The 20680-nt window shown below is 69.6% G+C and carries 15 protein-coding genes; 13 read left to right on the top strand and 2 right to left on the bottom strand.

From position 1 onward, the window contains the following. From VFU06_00370 to VFU06_00355, 4 genes are all read left to right on the top strand, one after another. The coding region (locus VFU06_00370; GenBank protein ID HEU5207834.1) for a DUF1206 domain-containing protein at window positions 1-321 on the top strand (321 nt) is incomplete at its 5' end. An 85-nt stretch (window positions 322-406) separates the two neighbouring features. Continuing rightward, entirely contained in the window at window positions 407-1819 is a 1413-nt protein-coding gene (locus VFU06_00365) for a pitrilysin family protein (GenBank protein HEU5207833.1), read from the top strand. Continuing rightward, the gene (locus VFU06_00360) at window positions 1816-3366 is read left to right on the top strand and encodes a pitrilysin family protein (protein ID HEU5207832.1); all 1551 of its coding nucleotides are present in this window, start codon (window positions 1816-1818) and stop codon (window positions 3364-3366) included. Before VFU06_00365 ends, VFU06_00360 begins: the two co-directional genes overlap by 4 nt. Window positions 3367-3485: 119 nt before the next feature. Further along, window positions 3486-5306 (top strand): gamma-glutamyltransferase family protein, encoded by a 1821-nt coding sequence (locus VFU06_00355; GenBank protein ID HEU5207831.1) that lies wholly within the window; start codon window positions 3486-3488, stop codon window positions 5304-5306. Window positions 5307-5332: 26 nt separating this feature from the next. Here VFU06_00355 and VFU06_00350 read toward each other — a convergent pair whose 3' ends face one another. Next, the gene (locus VFU06_00350) at window positions 5333-7978 is read right to left on the bottom strand and encodes a PAS domain S-box protein (protein ID HEU5207830.1); all 2646 of its coding nucleotides are present in this window, start codon (window positions 7976-7978) and stop codon (window positions 5333-5335) included. A gap of 233 nt (window positions 7979-8211) precedes the next feature. Here VFU06_00350 and VFU06_00345 point away from each other — a divergent pair, with 233 nt between their 5' ends. The 3 genes from VFU06_00345 to VFU06_00335 are packed head-to-tail and all read left to right on the top strand — an operon-like array spanning window position 8212 to window position 10556. Next, the gene (locus tag VFU06_00345; GenBank protein HEU5207829.1) at window positions 8212-9444 is read left to right on the top strand and encodes a serine hydrolase; all 1233 of its coding nucleotides are present in this window, start codon (window positions 8212-8214) and stop codon (window positions 9442-9444) included. A gap of 58 nt (window positions 9445-9502) precedes the next feature. Next, window positions 9503-10213, top strand: coding sequence for a CDP-alcohol phosphatidyltransferase family protein (locus VFU06_00340; protein ID HEU5207828.1), 711 nt, complete (start codon window positions 9503-9505; stop codon window positions 10211-10213). Beyond that, window positions 10188-10556 (top strand): response regulator, encoded by a 369-nt coding sequence (locus VFU06_00335; protein ID HEU5207827.1) that lies wholly within the window; start codon window positions 10188-10190, stop codon window positions 10554-10556. The genes VFU06_00340 and VFU06_00335 overlap by 26 nt, the downstream gene beginning before the upstream one ends. Before the next feature lie 59 nt (window positions 10557-10615). On the opposite strand, the gene VFU06_00330 is transcribed toward VFU06_00335, so the two are convergent. Then, complete coding sequence (locus VFU06_00330; protein HEU5207826.1) at window positions 10616-12955, bottom strand: glutamine--tRNA ligase/YqeY domain fusion protein; 2340 nt, start codon at window positions 12953-12955, stop codon at window positions 10616-10618. A gap of 173 nt (window positions 12956-13128) precedes the next feature. Here VFU06_00330 and VFU06_00325 point away from each other — a divergent pair, with 173 nt between their 5' ends. The 6 genes from VFU06_00325 to VFU06_00300 all read left to right on the top strand — a co-directional run bounded on the left by VFU06_00325 (window position 13129) and on the right by VFU06_00300 (window position 20610). Beyond that, window positions 13129-14286 carry a 6-bladed beta-propeller gene (locus tag VFU06_00325; GenBank protein HEU5207825.1) on the top strand — a complete coding sequence of 386 codons (1158 nt, stop codon included), beginning with the start codon at window positions 13129-13131 and terminating at the stop codon, window positions 14284-14286. A 49-nt stretch (window positions 14287-14335) separates the two neighbouring features. Then, a complete protein-coding gene (locus tag VFU06_00320; GenBank protein HEU5207824.1) occupies window positions 14336-14875 on the top strand; it encodes a hypothetical protein in 540 nt (179 codons plus the stop codon). A gap of 70 nt (window positions 14876-14945) precedes the next feature. Next, complete coding sequence (gene cysK / locus VFU06_00315) at window positions 14946-15908, top strand: cysteine synthase A (GenBank protein HEU5207823.1); 963 nt, start codon at window positions 14946-14948, stop codon at window positions 15906-15908. A gap of 213 nt (window positions 15909-16121) precedes the next feature. After that, window positions 16122-18392: a DUF5916 domain-containing protein gene (locus tag VFU06_00310; GenBank protein HEU5207822.1), complete on the top strand. Its 2271-nt coding sequence runs from the start codon at window positions 16122-16124 to the stop codon at window positions 18390-18392. A gap of 84 nt (window positions 18393-18476) precedes the next feature. Further along, complete coding sequence (locus VFU06_00305) at window positions 18477-18950, top strand: chemotaxis protein CheW (GenBank protein HEU5207821.1); 474 nt, start codon at window positions 18477-18479, stop codon at window positions 18948-18950. A gap of 55 nt (window positions 18951-19005) precedes the next feature. Next, window positions 19006-20610: a protein-glutamate O-methyltransferase CheR gene (locus tag VFU06_00300; GenBank protein HEU5207820.1), complete on the top strand. Its 1605-nt coding sequence runs from the start codon at window positions 19006-19008 to the stop codon at window positions 20608-20610. Window positions 20611-20680 lie beyond the last annotated feature (70 nt).

Below are 20680 nucleotides of genomic sequence, written 5' to 3'. Positions count from 1 at the left end.
CAGGTCTACCGCGGTAACCAGGCGGATCTCGACGACATGCTCGACCTGTCGGAGGTTTCGGCCGAGCGCAGGACGCTGCTGCGGCGTGTCTCGCGCTTCGGCGTCGCCGCGCGCGGCGTCGTGTTCGCCTTTGTCGGCGTGTTCGTCGCGAAGGCGGCGCTCGAGTACGAGCCGGAGGAAGCCAGGGGCTTCGGTGGCTCGCTGGATTCGCTGCATGAATCGCTGGGCGCCTGGCCGTTTGCCGCGGTTGCGCTCGGCCTCGTCGCCTACGGCGTGTACGGCCTGATCCGGTCGCGCTACCGGGTGGTGCGCACGACCTGACCAGGAAACAGCCGAGGTATCGCGCACCCGCCGGGCCGCCCTATAATCCCGCCGACGCAGAGAGTCGCCCTTCAGGAGTGTCCCCATGTCCGGAACGACGCGTGCCGTCTCGAGCGCGCTCGCCGTCCTGGCACTGGCGCTGCCCGCGCGTGCGCAGGTCAGTGTCGAGGCCGAGACGTTCGAGCTGCCGAACGGCCTGACCGTAATCCTCCATCGCGATACGACGACGCCGACGATCGCGACCAACACCTGGTACCACGTCGGCTCCTCGCACGAGCGGCCGGGGCGCACGGGCTTCGCGCACCTTTTCGAGCACATCATGTTCGAGGGGTCGAAGAACGTGCCGGAAGGCAGGATCGACGAGTGGTTCGCGGAGGTGGGCGGTGCGCCGAACGGCTCGACGTCGCCGGACCGGACGAACTACATGCAGAGCTTCGCCAGCAACGCGCTGGACATGGCGCTGTTCATCGAGAGTGACCGGATGGGCTGGCTGCTGGACGCGATGTCGCCGGCGAGCGTGGACGGCCAGCGCGACGTCGTGAAGAACGAGCGTCGCCAGAGCTACGACAACCGGCCGTACGGCCTGGCGAGCCAGGTGATCACCGAGGCGCTCTATCCGTCGACGCACCCGTACTCCTGGCCGGTGATCGGCTACATGGATCACCTGTCTGCGGCTGCGTACCAGGACGTGGTCGACTTCTTCCGCACGTACTACGCGCCCAACAACGCGTCGATCGCGATCGTGGGCGACATCGACCTGGACGAGGCGAAGCGGCTCGCCACGAAGTGGTTCGGTCCCATCCCGCGCGGCGAGCCGGTGCCGCCGCTGGAAGCGACGCCGCCGGCCGTCGATGCGCAGCAGCGCCTGGTGCTGGACGACCGCGTGCAGCTTCCGCGGCTGTACCTGACGTGGGTCTCGCCCCGCGCGTATGCGGAGGACGATGCCGCGATGGACGCGCTCGCACAGCTGCTGACGGGCGGCAAGAACTCGCGGCTGTACCAGCGGCTCGTCTACGAGCTGCAGATCGCCGACGACGTGAGCGCGTTTCAGCGCGGCATGCGCCTGAACGGCGAGTTCCGCATCATGGCGACGGCGCGCGCGGGGCACACGCTGGGCGAGATCTACGACGTGATCATGGAGGAGCTGGCGCGCGTGCAGAACGCGAACCCGGACGCGCGCGAGCTGGAGCGGATCATCAACCAGAACGAGGTCGCGTTCCTGGAGCGGCTGGAGCGGGTGGCGACCAAGGCGGACATGCTGAACGAGTACCTGTTCTACACTGGCGATCCCGAGTACTTCGACGAGGACCTCGCGCGTTACCGGGCACTGACGCCGGCGGCGGTGAGCGCGGCAGCGCGGGAATGGCTGCGGCCGGAGCGGGCGATCGTGCTCAGCGTGGTGCCGGCGGGTCAGCATGAGCTGGCCGTGCCGCAGAGCACGCCGGTTCCCAACGAGAACCTCGAGCAGTCGCCGACGGCCAGAAAGGGGGCGGCATGACGATGCATGCGACGTCGCAGCACGAGCGCGCGCCGCGCGCCCGGCGCTCCATCCTGGCCGCGCTGCTGCTCGCCGCCGGCTGTGCGACTGCAGCGCAGCCCGGTCTCGAGGGGCCGCCGCCGACGACCGAGCCGTCGCGGCCGTACCCCGTGCAGGCGAGCGAGATGGTCGCGGTGGACCGCTCCACCCGGCCGCTGCCCGGTGAGCCGCCGACGCTGTCGCTGCCGGAGCCGGTCAGCATGACGCTGCCCAACGGCCTCGACGTGGTCGTTCTGGAGAAGCACGACATTCCGCTGGTGCAGGTGAACGTGCTGGTGCGCGCGGGCAGCGTGCTCGATCCCCGGACGCTGCCCGGCCTCGCCACGCTGGCGGCGGACATGCTCGACGAGGGTGCGGCAGGGAAGAGCGCGCTGGAGATCGCGGACGCGTTCGAGATGCTGGGCGCGCGCTTCGGTGTCGGCGCGGGGCTGCACCACGCGCAGCTCACGCTGCGTGTGCCGGTCGCACGGCTGGAGCAGGCACTGGCCGTCGCCGCGGACGTGGCGCTGCGGCCGACGTTTCCGGCCGAGGAGCTGGAGCGGCTGCGGGCGGAGCGGCTGACCGCACTGATCCGCGCGCACGATGAGCCGTACGCAATTGCCGATGCACTCGCGAAACGCGAGCTGTTCGGTGCGGAACACCCGTACGGACGCGACGTGACCGAGGCCGCACTGCGCGCGGTGGACGTGGACGACGTGCGCAATTTCTGGCAGCAGTGGTGGCGGCCGAACAACGCGACCGTCGTCGTGGTCGGTGACATCGATGCCGCGCGCGCCCGCACACTGATCGAGAACGCGTTCGGCGCGTGGCAGCGCGTGACCTTCGAGATGGCGCGCGTCGCTGACGCGACGCAGGTGCAGGGGCGCACGGTGCACCTGGTCGACAAGCCAGGCGCCGCGCAGTCGGTCATCATCATCGGCCGCATCGGCGCCGCGCGCTCCAGTCCGGACTACTACGCGCTGCAGGTGATGAACACGATCCTCGGCGGACAGTTCACGTCGCGGCTGAACCAGAACCTGCGTGAGACGCACGGCTACAGCTACGGCGCATCGTCGTCGTTCGATTTCCTGCCGGCGCCGGGCGCGTTCACGGCCGCGGCCGCGGTGCAGACCGCGGTGACGGGAGCCGCGCTGCGCGAGTTCTTCAATGAGCTCGAGGGGATCCGCGAGCCGATCCCGGCGGAGGAGGTCGAGCGCGCGAAGAACTACCTCGCGATGCGCTATCCCGCGCAGTTCCAGTCGGTGTCGGGCATTGCCGCCGAGGCCGGCAACGCGCTGCTGTACGAGCTGCCGCTGTCGACGCTGGACGAGACGATCGAGCGGATCCTGGACGTGAGCGCCGCCGACGTGGAGCGCGTTGCGCAGCAGTACGTGGATCCCGCCAACGTCGAGATCATCGTGGTCGGGGATCGCGAGGTGGTGGAGCAGCAGATCCGGGAGCAGAACCTCGGGCAGGTGCGGGTGCTGGAGGTGACGGAGGTGCTCGGGCCGGTACCTGTGCCGCGGTAACAGATCAGGGCGAGGACGAGCGCCAGGGCTAGCGGTGAGGGCACGCGCTCGACCCCCTCTACGCTAGCGCTAGCGCTCGTCCTCGCCGTGTTTTCCGATTTTCGAATGAGGAGAAGCCGGTGATTTCAGTAGTACGCAAGACTGCATGGCTGTTCGTTCTAACCGCGTGCGCGGTTCCTGCCACGCAGCGTGCAAGCCTGGACGTTCCTCCGCCGGAGGCCGGCCGTGTCGCGGCCGGCGTGAACGGCGCCGTCTCGTCCGCGAGTCCGCTCGCCAGTGAGGCCGGCATCGAGGTCCTGCGCGCGGGCGGCAATGCCGTGGACGCGGCGGTCGCGACGGCGTTCGCGATCGGCGTGGTCGAGCCGCAGATGTCGGGCATCGGCGGCAGCGGTTCGATGCTGATCTGGCGGGACGATGTGCAGCGTGCGGAGTACCTGGACTTCTACGCGATGCAGCCGGTCGAGCGCTTCCGTGGACGCACCGGCTACGACGGCGGCGCGGACCTGCGGATCGTCGGTGTGCCGGGCAACGTCGCCGGGCTGCTCGCCGCGCACGAGCGCTTCGGTCGGCTGTCGCGCGAGCAGGTGATCGGGCCGGCCATCCGCCTGGCGGAAGACGGCTTCCCGGTCGGCCAGATCCTGGCCGGCTTCATCCGCTCGGACTCAGCCAAGCTCGCGCGGTTTCCCGAGGGATACCGGCGCATGTACCCGGAGGGGCGACCGCTCGGCGTGGGTGCGGTGCTGCGCAACCCGGAGCTCGCGCGTGCGCTCCGCCACATCGCGCGCGACGGCGCCGACGCGTTCTACCGCGGCGCGCTGACCGCGGACATCGTGCGCGTCATGAATGCTGGCAGGCATCCCGTCACCGCGGCGGATTTCGCCGAGTACGAGCCGCTCTGGAAGCGGCCGCTGTGCATCGACTACCGCGGCCGGCAGGTGCTGTCCGCGCCGCCGCCCCAGACGGGCGCGCAGGTGCTGCACACGCTGCAACTGCTCGAGGCACACGACATCGCGTCCGCGGGGCTGCCCACGCGCAGCGCGCGCGCGTTCGACATCCTCACCTCCGCACTGCGCGTCGGCATGGCCGACAACCGCGGCGCCAACGACGACCCGCGCTGGCGCACACTGCACGCGGGCGGCCGCATCACGCCTGCATTCGCGCAGCAGCGTGCCGCGCTGGTCGGTGCGGGCAATGCGCCGGACACGATTGCGCCGGTATCCGCCGAGGAGTACGACGCCAGCGTTCTCGAGAACGGGTGCGAGCGCTTCGAGCCGTACCGTGCGGTTGCCGGCGCTGCGGACGCGCCGGGTCGGCAGGGCGCTGACCGCCGGGTCGATGCTGCCGATGCCGCGGTCGTCGCGCGTCAGCCACTCGTCGCGGACGATGACGCGGAGGCGGCCGGGGAAACGACGCACCTCTCCGTGGTGGACGGCGAGGGCAATGCCGTAGCACTCACGCAGACCAACAGCACGGTGTTCGGCAGCGGTGCATGGGTGCACGGCTTCTTCCTGAACGACAGCGGCTACATCTTCCGCGACGAGAAGGCGCTGGAGGAGATCCCCGCACGCTGGCGGACGCGCACGACCACGATCGCGCCGACCATCGTGATGGAGGGAGACGACGTCGATCTCGTGATCGGCGCGCCGGGCGGCGGCCGCATCCCGACCGAGATCGTGCAGACGATGGTCTACCTGCTGGACTACGACATGAGCCCGCTGGACGCGGTGCGAATGCCGCGCATCTACCCGTCGTCGCAAAGCACGCGCGTGCAGCTCGAGCACGGCTTTGCCGCACGTGTGCTGCAGGACGCGCGCGAAATGGGCTACAACCCGGTCCCGCCTGCGCCCGGCTACGCCCGACTGTATTTCGTGAAGCGGGAGGACGGCCGCTGGGTGGCGGTCGCGGACCCGCGCCACGACGGCGAGGCCCGCGCCTACTGACGTCCCGGGGGAAGGGCGCCGCGTCTTCAGTTGCGTGAGGACGCGGCGTGCTCCTCGATCTTCTCGGTGATCTCGCGCAGCGTGAAGGGCTTCGAGAGCACCGGGATCGCGTGCTCGACGCCCTGCTGCACGGCCTCGCTCGCAGGGTCCCCCGTCATGAAGACCAGGCGCCGGATCGCCTCCTCGGAGCCGCGCTCGCGCAGCTCGCGGAGCAGCCGGTCGCCGCTCATGCCCGGCATCCGGATATCCGACAGGATCACGTCGAAACCGCTCGCTGCGATCTGCTCCAGTGCAGCCGCACCGTCCTCCGCGGTCTCGACCGTGTGGCCGCGCCGCTCCAGGTGGCGGACGAGGGCAAGGCGGATCGCGGCCTCATCATCGACGATCAGCACGCGGAGCGGCTGTGTGCAGGGCGGCTGCGCCGGTGGCTGCGGCGGCGTGGACGTCGCATCGACTTCCCGCGCGAACGGCAGCAGCACACTGAACGCGGAGCCGCGTCCCTCGATGCTGTTGACGGAGATGCGTCCGCCGTGCTCGCTGACGATGCTGTGCACGAGGCTGAGCCCGAGCCCTGTGCCCTCACCCGGCGACTTGGTCGTGAAGAACGGGTCGAAGATGTGCTCCACCACGCTTTCCGGGATGCCGCTGCCGTTGTCGATCACCTCGAATGCCACGCCCGCGCGCGTTGCCGCGCTGTTGATCGTGAGCACCTTTTCCTGGCGATCGCTCATGTCCAGTGCGTGGGATGCGTTCACGACCAGGTTGAGCACGACCTGCTCGATCTCGCTGGGCACGCCGCGCGCGAGCGGCAGGTTCTTCTCGAGATTGGCCCTGACCTCGATGTTGCTCGTGTCCAGCGCGTAGCGGCGCACGCGCAGGACGTGCTGGATGATGTCGTTGACGTCGATCGGCTGCAGCCGGCGGTTCTGGACGTCCTGGCTCTCACGCGCGAGCAGCCGCAGGTCCGAAACGATCTTGGCGACGCGCGCCGTCTCGCGACGGAGCGTCTCCAGCGCGTCGCGATCATCCGCGGAGCGCTCCTCCGCCAGCATCAGCTCGACGAATCCCGCGATCGCGGTCAGCGGATTGTTCAGCTCGTGCGCGACGCCGCCGACCAGGGTGCCGAGGCTCGCCAGTCGCTCCGTCCGGCGCAGCTGCAGCTCCCGCTCGACCTGCTCCGTCACGTCACGCGCGAGCAGGATCGTGACCTGGTGCAGGCCCAGCTCGATCCGGCGCGCGACGATCTCGAGCGGTACCGTGGTGTCGCCACGCGGAATGGACGTGCGGCCGCGCCACGCCCCGTCGTTGACCAGCTCGTCGCGAACCGCGCGCCGCTCGCGGGCGGACGTATTCTCGGCCAGGAGCGCCTGCAGCCCCGTCACCTCGCTCCGGGTGCGCGTGGCCGTGAGCTCCTGGAAGGCGTCGTTGGAGTACAGGATGCTGCCGTCGTCGCGCTCGATGCACACCGCGTCCGGCAGGCGGTCCAGCGCTTCCGCGAGCATCCGGATGCGCTGGTCGCGCTCGACCTCGTGCGTGATGTCGCGCGCGATGCCGTGCATCCCCTCGACGACGCCCCGGTCCCGCATCGTCGTGGCCGCCACCGACAGCACCCGGCGATCGCCGTCAGGCGTGAGAACCACGAGCTGGATCGCGACGTCGTCCGTCTCGCCTGTCAGCATGCGCTGGAACGCATCCGCCGCCCGGTCGCGACTGTCCGGCGCGATGATCTCGAGGAACGAGCGGCCGAGGAGAACGGAGGCCGGACTGCCGAGCAGCACCTCCGCGGCGGGGTTCAGCTCGGTGAAGACGCCGTTCACGTCCATCGTGTAGACGGCATACGGCGAGGTGGTGATCAGCCGGCGGTAGTGCTGCTCGGCGGCTTCGACGCGCTGCGTCGCAAGAACGCGTTCGGTGATGTCCTCCGCGATACCCGCCATGCGGTAGACCCGGCCGGTGGAGTCGGGAACGGGAAAGCCGCGGTCGCGGATCCAGCGGACTTCGCCGTCGGGCCGCTGGATGCGGTAGGTGATCTCGTACTCCGAGGCGCCGTGCGTCGCAAGGAAGTGCGCGACGCGGTCGCGGTCTTCCGGGTGCAGAGACTCCCGCCAGGATGAGCGCCGCTCGTACAGCTCCGCCTGCGAACGGCCCCAGACCTCCTCGTAGGACGGGCTGACGTAGAGCAGCTCGCCCTTGTATGCGTTGATCCAGAAGACCTGGGGGATGTGCGTCACGAGCTGGCGGAAGCGCTCCTCGCTGTCGGCCAGCGCTTCTTCGCGGTGCCGCGAGCTCGTCACGTCCATCCACGAGCCGACCACGCGCGTGGTGTGGATGTCGGGGCCCGGCTCCCACTTCACCTGCTCGTGGATCCAGATCTCGCAACCGTCCGCGCGGATGAAGCGGTAGTGCCCGTCCCAGCGGCCCTCCGGCCTGCGACGCGCTTCCCGCACCCAGTCCAGCTGGACGTCATCCGGATGCACGTGCGTTTTCCACCAGCCCGCAGCAAGTGCCTGCTCCCGGGTGAAGCCGAGAATCGTCTGGATGTTGGCGCTCACCCAGGTCGGGTGGAACCGCCCGTCGGCCAGGCTGCCCATGTACACGACGGCGGGCGCCGCCGCGAGCGCCTGCTCGAGCGCCGACTCGGTCAGCGGTCCGTCCGTGGTGCCTCGCTCCAAGCTGCCTCTTCGCATGGTCCTGGCGGGGAGTCTCCCAATGTAACCAAAACCAGTGCATCCGGGGATCGTGGTACGTTCAGGCGAGCCACCAGTGTGGGGCCGGCCCGCGCGAGTGGCTGCCCGCGGCCGCGCGCATGCGTGGCGCGGGGCCGACCGGCCGGTGCCCGGGGCTGTTTCGGTTGCTGGCGGAGCCGCCTATTATCGAGGTTTCCCAGCATCCCGGAGGAGGCACCGTGCGCCGCGCCCTGCACCTGACCGTGCTCCCGCTCATCCTGGCGACCGCCGAGGTGGCGGCCGCGCAGTACGTCCCGCCTGCCGACGCGTGGGAGCGCCGGGACCCGGCGCAGGTCGGCATGGACGCGGCCCGGCTGGCGGAGGCGGTTCGCTTCGCGCAGGAGCACGAGTCGGCGGCGCCGCGCGACCTGGAGCTCGCCCATTACATGTCCTTCGGTCGCGAGCCCTTCGGCGATGCGGTCGGCCCGTTCAAGGAGCGGGGCCCGCAGAGCGGGCTGATCATCCGCAACGGCTACATCGTGGCGGAGTGGGGCGAGCCGGCGCGCGTGGACATGACGTTCAGCGTGACCAAGAGCTTCCTGTCGACGGTGGTCGGGCTCGCGTTCGACCGGGGCCTGATCCGCGACGTGAACGACACGGTGGCCTCCTACATGGCGCCGGTGCTGTCGGCCGATGGCGTTGCGCATGCCGCGGAAAGCGCGCGCAACCGGTTTGGCTCGACGGGCACGTTCGACCTGTTCGACACGCCCCACAACCGCCGCATCACGTGGGACCACCTGCTGCGTCAGACGAGCGACTGGGAGGGCACGCTCTGGGAAAAGCCGGAGTGGGCGGACCGGCCGGCGCGCGAGACCGCGACGTGGCTGACACGCGAGCGGGTCGCCCCGGGAAGCGCGTACGAGTACAACGACACGCGCGTCAACGTGCTCGCGCTCGCCGCGCTGAACGTGTGGCGCCGGCCGCTGCCGGAAGTGCTGCGCGAGCACGTGATGGACCCGATCGGTGCGTCGCCGACCTGGCGCTGGTACGGCTACGAGAACTCCTGGGTCGTGCTGGACGGCACGCGGGTGCAGTCGGTGAGCGGCGGCGGTCACTGGGGTGGCGGCATGTTCATCAGCGCATACGACCAGGCGCGCTTCGGGCTGCTCACGCTGCGCGATGGTCGGTGGGGCGATCGGCAGCTGCTGTCGCAGGAGTGGCTGAGGATGGCGCGCACGCCCACGCCCGCGCAGCCGACGTACGGGTTCATGAACTTCTTCCTGAACACCGGACGCGAGCTGTACGCGAGTGCACCCGAGCAGGCGTTCGCGCACCTCGGCAACGGCACGAACCTGATCTACTGCGATCCGGTGAACGACCTGGTCGTGGTCGCCCGCTGGATCGACAACGGGCAGATCGACGCGTTCCTGTCCCGCGTGCTCGCCTCGGTCGAGGCGCGTGCGACACGCTGAGCAGCGCAACGGACGCGTTGAAAGGACGTCGCATGACACACCGGATCCGCGGCGCGGCATGAGCGGCGAGCACCAGCGGCAGGCGACGTTCGTTCTCGCGCGGCTCGAGAAGCAGGCACTCGTCTGGTTCGCCGCGCGGCTGCCCGCGCGCATGATGCCGGACCACCTGACGCTGATCGGCATTCTCGGCGCTACGATGGTCGGCGCCGGCTACATGCTTTCGAACCGGAACGAGGACTGGCTGCTGCTCGCGATCGCGGGACTGGTCGTGAACTGGTTCGGCGACAGCCTGGACGGAACGCTCGCCCGCTACCGCAGCATCGAACGGCCGCGCTACGGCTTCTATCTCGACCACCTTACCGACGCGTACTCCACGATCATGATCGGCGTCGGGCTCGGCCTCTCACCTTACATGCTCCTCGCCGTGGGTATGGCGATCGTGATCGCGTACCTCGTGCTGTCGATCAACGTATACCTCGAAACACACGTGTTCGAACGTTTCGAGGCCGCGTACGGCGCGCTCGGACCCACCGAGGTCCGGATCCTGCTCATCGCGCTCAACATCGCTGCACTGCTCTCGATTCCAGTGCGCTTCAGCGTCTACGGGCTGCAGATGACGCTGTTCGACGTCGTGGGGCTCGCAATCGTTGCTGGAATGGGCATGCTGCTCTCACAGCGCGTGACGCACAACCTGCGTGTGCTCGCCGCCGCGGAGCCCCCGGGCCGAAAACGAAAGGTGGGGGATGAGCAAGCGGGTTCTGATCATTGAGCGCGACGACGCGGTGCGCGCACAGGCGCGCGACGCGCTGACCGGCTCCGGGCTCGAGGTGCTGGACGCCGACGTCGGCCGGCAGGGCGTCTACCTGGCCGAGCGCCGGCAGCCGGATGCCATCCTCGTGGGAATGGACATGCCCGACATCGACGGGCTGCGCATCCTGCGTGAGCTGCGTGCGAATCCCTCCACACGTGACATCCCGGTCATCTTCCTGGTGGACACCGACACGCCTCCACCCGAGGGCGAAGGCGTGGCGGGCGCGATTGCGGTGCCGCTCGACACAGCGGCACTGCCGTCGCAGCTGCAGCAGCTGCTGGAGTGGAGAGACGGGTCCTAGCGCACCACGGGGCCACCGGAGCTCCTGCGGGCAGCAGCGCTGCCCGCCGTCAGCCGGCCCTATTTCGATGCGCCGTGGAGCTGCTGCTCGAGGAGGGACTGCACGAGCTGCGGGTTCGCCCGGCCGCCGGAGCGGCGCATGACCTGGCCGACGAAGAAGCCGAGCAGGCCGGTCCGGCCGCCGCGCCACGCTTCCGCCTTGTCGGGGTTCCGGGCGATGACGTCATCGATGATGCGCTCGAGCTCCGCCGTATCACTGATCTGACGCAGGCCGCGCGCATCGATGATCGCGGCCGCATCGCCGCCGTCGCGGACGAGCACGCCGAGGACGTCGCGCGCGGCGGAGCTGTTGATCTCGCCGTTCTCGACCAGCTTGAGGAACGCCGCGAACTGCGGCGCGTCGAAGGCGAGCTGATCGAGCGGCGTATCACCGGCCTCACGCGGCAGCTCGTTGACCATCCAGTTCGCGACCAGGCGCGGGTTCGCTCCCTCCTGCACCGTGGCCGTGAACAGCCGCTCGCTCGCGGGCGAGCGCGTGACGATCTCGGCGGTCACCTCATCGATGTGCCACGCACGCGCCAGCTCGCCGACGGCAGCGCGGCGCTCGGGGTCGAGCGCCTCCAGTGCAGCACGCTCGGTGCCTTCGGGCTGCGGCTCTCTCGGACGCTCGCGCTGCGGCCGCCCGTCCGACGCAGGCGCGGCGAGCGCCTGCTTCGCCCACGTATCCCGCAGTGTGACCGTGCGGTTGAACACCGGCTTCTCCGCAGTGCCGTCCGCATCGCGAACGAAGTAGCCGAGGCGCTCGAACTGGTAGTGCGTGAAGTCGTCGTCGCGGACGGACGGCTCGATGACGCCCTGCCGCACGACGAGCGAGTCGGGATTGAGGAAATCGATGAACGTCCGTTCCTCGTCGGCCTCGGGATCCGGGACGGTGAAGAGGCGGTCGTAGAGTCGCACCTCGACGGGGACACCCTCGCGGGCGCTGACCCAGTGGATCGTGCCCTTCACGGTCCGCCCGTCCGGCGTATCGCCACCGCGCGTGTCCGGGTCGTAGCTGCAGCGCAGCTCGACGACGTCGCCGGCGTCGTTCTTCACGACGTCGTCGCAGCGGATCACGTAGCCGTAGCGCAGCCGCACCTCGCGGCCGGGCGCGAGGCGGAAGAACCCCTTTGGCGGATCCTCGGCAAAGTCGTCATGCTCGATGAACAGCTCGCGCGTAAACGGCACGGTGCGGCTGCCCTCGAGGGGCACGTCGTGCGGGTAGTACGGCGCCTCGATCGTGTCGACGCGCCCCTCCTCCCAGTTGGTGATCACGACGCGCAGCGGATCGACCACGCACATCACGCGCGGCGCGCGCGCGTTCAGGTCGTCGCGGATGGCGTACTCCAGCTTGGCGATGTCGACGCGGCTGTTGGCCTTGGCGACGCCGACGAGGTCGCAGAAGCTGCGGATCGCTTCGGGGGTGAAGCCACGGCGTCGCATGCCGGCGATCGTCGGCATGCGTGGATCGTCCCAGCCGCTCACGAACCCGCCGGTCACGAGCTGCAGCAACTTGCGCTTGCTGGTGATCATGTAGTCGACGGCCAGGCGCGCGAACTCGGTCTGCTTCGGGTTCGACTCGGGCGGGACCTCGAATTCGCCGTCACCGCGCGGCAGCCGCTCGACGATCCAGTCGTAGATCTCGCGGTTGTTCTCGAACTCGAGGGTGCAGAGCGAGTGCGTGATGCACTCGATCGCGTCCTCGATGCAGTGGGCGTAGTCGTAGAGCGGGTAGATGCACCACTCGTCGCCGCGCCGGTAATGGTGCGCGTGCCGGATGCGGTAGAGCACCGGGTCGCGCATGATCATGTTGGGCGCGGCCAGGTCGATCCTGGCGCGCAGCACGTGGGCGCCGTCGGGGAACTCGCCCGCGCGCATGCGCCGGAACAGGTCGAGGTTCTCCTCGACCGGACGATCGCGGTATTTCGTCGGGCGGCCGGGCTCGGTGACCGTGCCGCGCGCCTCGCGGATCTCCGCCTCGCTGGCGCTGTCCACGTACGCGTCGCCGCGGCGGATGAGGTGCTCGGCGAAGGCGTACATCTTCTCGAAGTAGTCCGACGCGAAGTAGAGCCGGTCGTCCCAGTCGTAGCCGAGCCAGCGCACGTCCTCCTGGATCGCGCGGACGTACAGCTCGTCCTCGGTCTCGGGATTGGTGTCGTCGAAGCGCAGGTTGCAGGTCCCGCCGAACTCCTGCGCGAGGCTGAAGTTCAGGTGGATCGACTTGGCGTGGCCGATGTGCAGGAACCCGTTCGGCTCGGGCGGAAAGCGCGTCGCGACACGGCCGCCGTGCCTGCCGGCTCGGCGATCGGCGATGATCATCGCGCGAATGAAATCGGTCTTTTCGCGGGGCTTGTCGGTCATTCTGGGAACGTAACCGGGAAGCGGCGGTCCCGGAAGTTGACCGAGCCACCATGGCGGGGGCGATCCGCGGCGTTTGCTCCGCGGCCGTTCGCGCGTTATAGGTGTGTAGTCCTGCCACAGTCGCGGGCGGTTGCCGCCGCCCGCATTCCTGAACTGCGCTCCGAAGGAATGTCATGCCCCTGACGCTGATGCGTGCGCGGTTCTGCACCTGCATCCTCGCGGGTCTGGCGGGTGCATGCGCGGCGGACTCGGCGGTCCCGACGCCGGACGTGCTGCCGGCCGCGGCGTGGAGCCTGTCGGCCGAGCCGGTGATGGAGATCGGAGTGGCGGACGGACCGCCCGAGCTGATGTTCACCACCATCGCGAATGCGTTCGCGCTGGCCGATGGACGCATCGTCGTGGCCAACCGGGCCACGCCGGCCGAGGTGCGTGTGTTCTCCGCAGAGGGCGAGCACCTGCGGACGTTCGGCCGGCATGGCGAAGGGCCGGGGGAGTACCGGGCGATCGCCTGGGCCCGCGCGGCCCACTACGATTCCGTGGTCGTGTACGATCCCTGGCTGGAGCGCGTCACCTGGCTGTCGGCCACGGACGGGTTCGCGCGTGCGGCGTCCACCGTGCTGCCCGGCAGGGATGCGCGGTCCGGCACGCTGGCCCTGCTGGCGCCGGTGCGCGAGAGCATGTTCCTGGCGCGGCCGAACCGCATCCTCGGGGACGACGCGACGGGCGCGGGGCGCTCGCACCGGCCGTTGCTCCTGGTCGGCTTCGACCCGCCCGTCATCGACACCCTGCTCGTGCTGCAGGGCGCACAGTTCGTGACCGACGACGGGGAACAGCGGCTGCCGCTGTTCGGCGTGCGCAGCGCCGTCGCCTACCGCGCCGGCCGCGTCTTCGTCGGCCACGGCGACGAGTTTCGCGTGGACGAGTACACGCTGGACGGCGAGCACGTGCGGACGTTCCACCGCTCGATCGAGCGACGCCCTGTGACGGAGGACGTGGTGCAGGTCGAGGCCAGGGCGGCGATCCTGGCGGCGAGCGAGGAGGAGCGGCCGCAGGTGGAAGCGCGCTACCGCGACATGCCGCGCGCGGAGCATCTGCCGGCCCACACGACCAGCATGCTGGTCGACGACAGCGGTCACCTGTGGGTCGAGGAGTACGCGCTCCCGGGGGAGCCACGGGCATGGAGCGTGTTCGATCCGGTCGGCGCGTGGCTGTGCAGCGTGCAGGTGCCCTCGAGCCTGCGGGTGACGCACGTCGGCCGCGACGCGGTCTATGGAATCCATCGCGACGACCTCGGCGTCGAGAGCGTGCGTGTCTACGCGCTCCGGCGCTGACACGTTTTCCAGGGAACGGGTACATCGATTCTCCAGCAGGAGCAGGGCATTGACCAGGACTGTTTGCGTCGTTGCAGTGCTGACGCTGGCCGGATGTGCAAGCGGACCGAGCCGGACCAACGCGGGACCGCACACGGAGGCCGTGACCGTGGGCCGCGATGCGGGTGGCGCCACGGACATCCGGGTCACGACCGAGGCGTACGAGAAGGCGTACGACGTCCCGGGGGCCCGCGAGGTGCTGTTCAACAGGTTTCCCGAGGCGTTCGACGCGCTGGGCCTGCCAGCACCCATGCTCGACAGGAGGACCTGGACCGCCGCCGTGCGCGACTACACGGTGCAGCGCCGACTGAATGGTGAGCGGCTGTCGCGCATGTTCGAGTGCGGCTCCGGCCCGGCCGGCCGGTACGCGGACACCCGGCGCATCGAGATGGACGTCACGGTGCGCCTCGAGCCGGCGGGCGACGGCACGCGCGTCTCGACGGACATCGTCGCACACTCCTATGATCCGACCGGTCGGACGCAGAATACGCAGTGCACCACGCGGGGGCTGCTGGAGCGCATGATCGCGGATGCGCTGGCGGCGAGCTGACGCGGTCCGCCGCTTGCGGCGAATGCGTCCGACCACGTGAAGATCCTTCAGGAACGAGAGAGAACCGCCCATGGCACGCGGCCGTATCTACGACGACATCACGCAGACATTCGGCGACACGCCGCTGATCCGCCTCCGTCGCCTGACCGAGGGGCTCGCCGCCGAGGTCGTGATCAAGCACGAGGGCTTCAATCCCTATGCATCGGTGAAGGACCGCATCGGCGTGGCCATGATCGAGGACGCGATGAAGCGCGGCGTGCTCAAGCCGGGCATGACGATCGTCGAGCCGACGAGCGGCAACACCGGGATCGGCCTTGCCTTCACGGCCGCCGTGCACGGCTTCCGCTGCATCTTCGTGATGCCGGACACGATGACGCTGGAGCGGCGCGCAATGCTGCGGGCGCTGGGCACGGAGCTGGTGCTGACCGAAGGTGCGAAGGGGATCAAGGCGGCGATCGAGAAGGCGGAGGAGATCGCGAACGGCATGAACGGCGGCGCATGGATCCCGCGGCAGTTCGACAACCCGGCCAACCCGGAGATCCACTACCGCACGACGGGGCCGGAGATCTGGGAGGACACGCAGGGGCGCGTCGACGTGTTCGTCGCCGGCGTCGGCACGGGCGGCACTCTCACCGGCAGTGCGCGCTTCCTGCGCGAGAAAAAGCCGGACATCCACGTGGTCGCGGTCGAGCCCGCGGAAAGCCCCGTGCTCTCGGGCGGCGAGCCCTCGCCGCACAAGCAGCAGGGAATCGGGACCGGCTTCGTGCCGGGCGTGCTGGACACGAGCATCTACGACGAGGTCATCGCGGTGACCAACGAGGACGCGTTCGCGACGACGCGCCGGCTCGCCCGCGATGAGGGGATCCTCGCCGGCATCTCGTCCGGCTCGATCACCTGGGCGGCGCTGGAGGTGGCGCGTCGCCCGGAGATGGCCGGCAAACTGGTGGTCGCGGTGATCCCGGACTTCGGCGAGCGCTACCTGTCGAATCCGGTCTACGCGGAGATGGAGGCGATGCCGGCCAGCGCTCCCTGAGCGCGATCCGGTCAACCTCGCGATGTGGATCGTGCCGGGCGTGTGCCCGCGCGTGCGCTGCTGCGGCGTCGATCATCGACAGGCGGCGCCGCGGGTGCACGCCCGGTTTCGCAGACGCAGCACCGGCTCGTCCCACGCTTGACCGCACCTGCAGCGCCCGTCACCTTCCGCTGCGCCGGCGCATGACGCGGCGGCAATCATCGAGAAGACATCGTGTTTCTGATTTTCGCGCTGATGCAGGCGCAGGCGCCGCAGCCTGCGCCGACAGTAGAAATTCCGCGCATTGCGGAAGAGATCGTGGTCGACGGCGTGCTGGACGAGCCCGCCTGGTCGCAGGCGGCGGTGCTGAGCGGCTTCCGGCAGTACGAGCCCGTGGACGGGCGCCCGGCCGAGGAGCGCACCGAGGTGCTGGTGTGGTACGCGCCGGATGCGATCCATTTCGGCGTGCGCGCCTGGGACTCCAGGCCGGATGCCATCCGCGCGACGCGCGCGGATCGCGACAACGTCGGCAGCGAGGACCACGTCGTCATCTATCTCGACACGTTCAATGACCGCCGGCGTGCGTTCTTCTTCGGCGCGAACGCGCTCGGCGTGCAGATGGACGGCGTGCGCACGGAAGGCGCGGCGTCGGCGGGTCGCGCCTTCGGCGGCAGCACCGACGACAGCCCCGATTACATCTTCGACACGGCCGGCCGCCTGACGGACGAGGGCTACGTCGTCGAGTTCCGCATCCCCTTCAAGAGCCTGCGCTTTCCCGGCACCGAAGTGCAGAGCTGGGGGCTGCAGGTCGAGCGGACCGTGCAGCGCACCGGCTACAAGGACACGTGGACGGACGTGCGACGCGCGAGCGCGAGCTTCCTGCTGCAGGCGGGCACCATCGCGGGGCTGCACGACCTCGAACGCGGCGTCGTGGTCGAGGTGCAACCGTTCATGACCGCCTCCGCCGACGGCACGCGCGATCCGCTGACCGGCGCGTTCGAGCGCGAGGATCCGGATCCCGAGTTCGGCGTGAACCTGCGACTCGGCTTCAGCAACCTCTCGCTCGATGCCACGGTCAACCCGGACTTCAGCCAGGTCGAGTCCGACGCGACGCAGGTCACCGTGAACGAGCGCTTCGCGCTGTTCTTCCCGGAAAAGCGGCCTTTCTTCCTGGAAGGCATCGAGCTGTTCGCCACGCCGAACCAGCTCGTCTACACCCGTCGCATCGCCGACCCCATTGCAGGGGGCAAGGTGAGCGGCAAGGTCGGGCCGCTCGGCATTGCACACCTCACGGCGGTCGATGAGGGCTTCGGCGAAGCACCCGACGCGCTCTTCAACATCACGCGCCTGCGCACCGACTTCGGCGCCAACTCCCTCGCCGGGCTGGTCTTCACCGATCGCACGGAGCTCGATGGCGACGTCTACAACCGCGTTGCTGCGGCCGACGTCCGCTACGTGTTCGGCGGCATGTACTACTTCGAGGCACAGGCGGGCGGCGCGTGGAGCCGCGGCTTCGACGGCAGCAGCGACTTCGGCACCATCTGGCACGCCGAGCTGGACCGCACCGGTCGGAGCTGGGGCTTCAACTACAACCTGACCGGCTACGACGACGAGTTCCGTTCCGATGCGGGCTTCGTCAACCGCACCGGTATCGTCAGCGCACGCGCGTTCAACCGCCTCACCTGGTACGGCGAGCCGGGAGGCGGCGTCGAGACGGCGCAGGTGTTCTTCGGGCCGAACCGGATCTGGACGTACGACGGCTTCCTGAACGACGGTGCGATCGAAGGCGACGAAGACGTCAACCTCGACGTGCGCCTGCGTGGCGGATGGCAGCTGAGCGGGTCCGTTTCCCGTGCCTTCGTGCATCTCGATCCCGCCGATTACTCGAATCTGCGCCTGCTGCGCGACGACATCGTCGAGCCGTACCAGCCGCTGTCCGACGTGAGCGGCTTCCAGTTCGAGGCCGGCATGGAGACACCGACCTGGCAGCGTTTCGAGGCGGGGCTGCAGCTCGAGGCCGGCCGCGTCGCGATCTTCCCCGAGGGCTCCGAAGGGTACGGCCGCGCCGCACAGCTCGACCTCACGCTCCGTCCGACCAACTCGCTGCGCGTGCTGCTGACCGGTGCCTGGGAGCAGCTCTGGCGCGACCGTGACGACTCCGAGTTCGCCCGCACGATCATCCCGCGCGTCCTCGTCGAGTTCCAGCCGACGCGCGCCTTCTTCCTGCGCGGCGTGGGCGAGTACCGCGCCGAGCGCCGCGCCGCGCTGCTGGACGCCCGCACCGGCGAGCCGCTGCGCCTCGCGGGTGCCCTGGAGCCAGTCCCGGCCCAGGACCTCAACGGCATGCGCGTCGACCTGCTCGCCGCCTACGAGCCGCGGCCGGGCATCATCGCCTATCTCGGCTACGGCGCCACGCTGCACGACGCTGAGGCGTTCCGCTTCCGTGGCGTCGAGCGGCTCGACGACGGCCTCTTCCTGAAGCTCGCCTACCAGTTCCGCCGTTAGCGGCGGAACTGGTCCGGCCCCGCCTTTGCATGAGCCGTAGCGGCACGGCCGACGGGGCCGGGTAGCGACTCTCTGACGGGCCCGATGAATCCGGACGAACGTAACGAGGTTCTGCGTTTCGACGTTGGCGACCTGCGCTGCGCCGTGCCGCTGACGCACGTGCGCGAGGTGCAGCGTGCGGTAGCCGTGACGCCGCTGCCGGGCTCACCCGCGATCATCGACGGCGTGATCGACGTGCGCGGCGCGGTGACTCCTGTCATCGACCTGGGCAGACGCTTCGGCCTGCCGCCGCGCGCGCTGCGAGCCTCGCAGTCGCTGGTGCTGGTGTGGACGGGCGAGCGGATGGTCGCGTTACGGGCGGACAGCGTGCACTGGCTGGAAGAGCTGGATTCCGTTGATGTCGTGGACTCCTCGCGGCTGACGCACGGTGCGCTGGAGGTGGCGGGCGTGGCGCGCACGGCCGAGGGGCTGGTGCTGCTGCAGGACCCCGAGGCGCTGCTGCGGCAGGCGGAAGCGGAGTCGCTCGATGCTGCGCTTGCGGCGCTCGGTGAGGCATGAGCAGCCCGCTGCAGCGTGGGTTGTGTGGGCCTGAGATCCGGCCGGGGGCTCGCTGATGGGATGGTCGCGGCCGGAGTACGCGCAGCTTGCCACGCTGATCGCGGAGCAGACGGGGCTCACCTTTCCCCCCTCGCGGCAGGCGGATCTCGAGCGTGCGCTGGGCGAGGCGCTCGACGACACGACGTCGGACGCGCGGCTGCGCGAGCTGCTTGCCGGTGAGACCGCCGCAAGGGATGAGCTGATTGCCAGCCTCACGATCGGCGAGTCCTACTTTTTCCGCGACCCGGGCCAGTTCCGGCTGCTGCGCGAGGAGATCCTGCCGGGTATTGCGGCGCTGCGCGGGGATGCGCCGATCCGGCTCTGGAGCGCGGGGTGTGCGGCGGGCGAGGAGGCATACTCGCTCGCGATCGTGGCCGCCCAGCTCGGGCTGCGACGTGCGACGGTTCTGGGCACGGACATCTCGCGGGTGCGGCTGGCCGCCGCGCGTGCGGCGAGCTACACCCAGTGGGCGCTGCGCGGAGTGGACGCGGAAACGGTCGAGCGGTACTTCACGCGATCAGGGAAGCGCTATGTGCTGCGTCCCAAATACCGCGAGTCGGTCGATTTCCGCTACCTCAACCTTGCCGAGGATCGCTACCCTTCGCTGACTGCGGGCATCTGGGGATTCGACCTCATCCTCTGCCGTAATGTCCTGATCTACTTCGACAATGCCACGATCGCGCGCGTGGCGCAGCGGCTGATCGATTCGCTGTCGGACGATGGCTGGCTCATGCTGGGCGCGTCCGACCCGGCGATCAGCGAGCTGGTGGACTGCGAGGTCGAGCTCACGCCCGCAGGGCTGGTGTACCGCCGCCGTAGCGGACGAAAGACGGGACGAGCGGCGGTCGGTGGATGGGATGCGCCCGCCGGGTACGAAGCCATCACGGCCGATGACGCCGGGTCCGTCGACGCCATGGATGCATGGCTCGAGGCGTCGTCGACGAGCGACGCGGACCGTGCACATGCGCCGGACGAAGTGTCTGCGCCTGCAAAAGGCGCGGCTCCGACCGAGGCAGCCGCGGAAACTGGCGTGAGTGCGCTGGACCAGGATGCCCACGCGCGCGCGGCCGCTGTCACGGGTTCGGACGTGCCGGCCGACCTGCTGGCGGCGTACGCAGCGCGGGACTACGGCCGTGCGGCCGCACTGGCCGCCGCGCGGCTCGCGGCACACGACACCGCGGACGTGCGCGTGCTGCGCGTTCGCTCACTCGCGAACATGGGTGACCTGGCGGCGGCAGGAAAAGCGAGTGCAGCCGCGCTGGAGCGGCACCGCGACTCTGCCGAGCTGCTGTACCTGCATGCGCTGCTGCTGGTCGAGGCAGGACAGCCGGGAGATGCGGCGGCAGCGGCGCGGCGCGCGCTGTACCTCGATCGTTCGCTGGTCGTCGCCCATCTCACGCTTGCACTCGCACTGAACCGGACCGGTGAGCATACCGGCGCGCGTCGCGCACTGCAGAACGCGGCGTCGTTGCTGAGCCAGCGACTGGACGACGAGGTGGTACCGGCGTCCGATGGTGAAACGGTGGGTCGGCTGCGAACCAACGTCGAGGCGCAGCTCCGGCTGCTCGAAGGTGCGGCATGGGGGCGCTCGCCAGGGCGTCGGCAGAGGATGAACGGATGACGTGGGGTCACGCCGCATGAGCGATGCGCCAGCGCTGGTACCGGAGGATGAACGGGAACGCGCGCTGCTC

Source organism: Longimicrobiales bacterium (genome assembly GCA_035764935.1).
Classification (GTDB): domain Bacteria; phylum Gemmatimonadota; class Gemmatimonadetes; order Longimicrobiales; family RSA9; genus DASTYK01.
The sequence above is the reverse complement of the archived record's forward strand: the minus strand, read 5'-3'. Positions and strand labels throughout refer to the sequence as shown.

Excerpts from the sequence above, each read along its gene's own strand:
- VFU06_00365 (HEU5207833.1), top strand. The coding sequence starts at position 407 with ATGTCCGGAACGACGCGTGCCGTCTCGAGCGCGCTCGCCGTCCTGGCA.
- VFU06_00360 (HEU5207832.1), top strand. The coding sequence starts at position 1,816 with ATGACGATGCATGCGACGTCGCAGCACGAGCGCGCGCCGCGCGCCCGG.
- VFU06_00340 (HEU5207828.1), top strand. The coding sequence starts at position 9,503 with ATGAGCGGCGAGCACCAGCGGCAGGCGACGTTCGTTCTCGCGCGGCTC.
- VFU06_00335 (HEU5207827.1), top strand. The coding sequence starts at position 10,188 with ATGAGCAAGCGGGTTCTGATCATTGAGCGCGACGACGCGGTGCGCGCA.
- VFU06_00330 (HEU5207826.1), bottom strand. The coding sequence starts at position 12,955 with ATGACCGACAAGCCCCGCGAAAAGACCGATTTCATTCGCGCGATGATC.
- VFU06_00325 (HEU5207825.1), top strand. The coding sequence starts at position 13,129 with ATGCCCCTGACGCTGATGCGTGCGCGGTTCTGCACCTGCATCCTCGCG.
- cysK (HEU5207823.1), top strand. The coding sequence starts at position 14,946 with ATGGCACGCGGCCGTATCTACGACGACATCACGCAGACATTCGGCGAC.
- VFU06_00305 (HEU5207821.1), top strand. The coding sequence starts at position 18,477 with ATGAATCCGGACGAACGTAACGAGGTTCTGCGTTTCGACGTTGGCGAC.
- VFU06_00300 (HEU5207820.1), top strand. The coding sequence starts at position 19,006 with ATGGGATGGTCGCGGCCGGAGTACGCGCAGCTTGCCACGCTGATCGCG.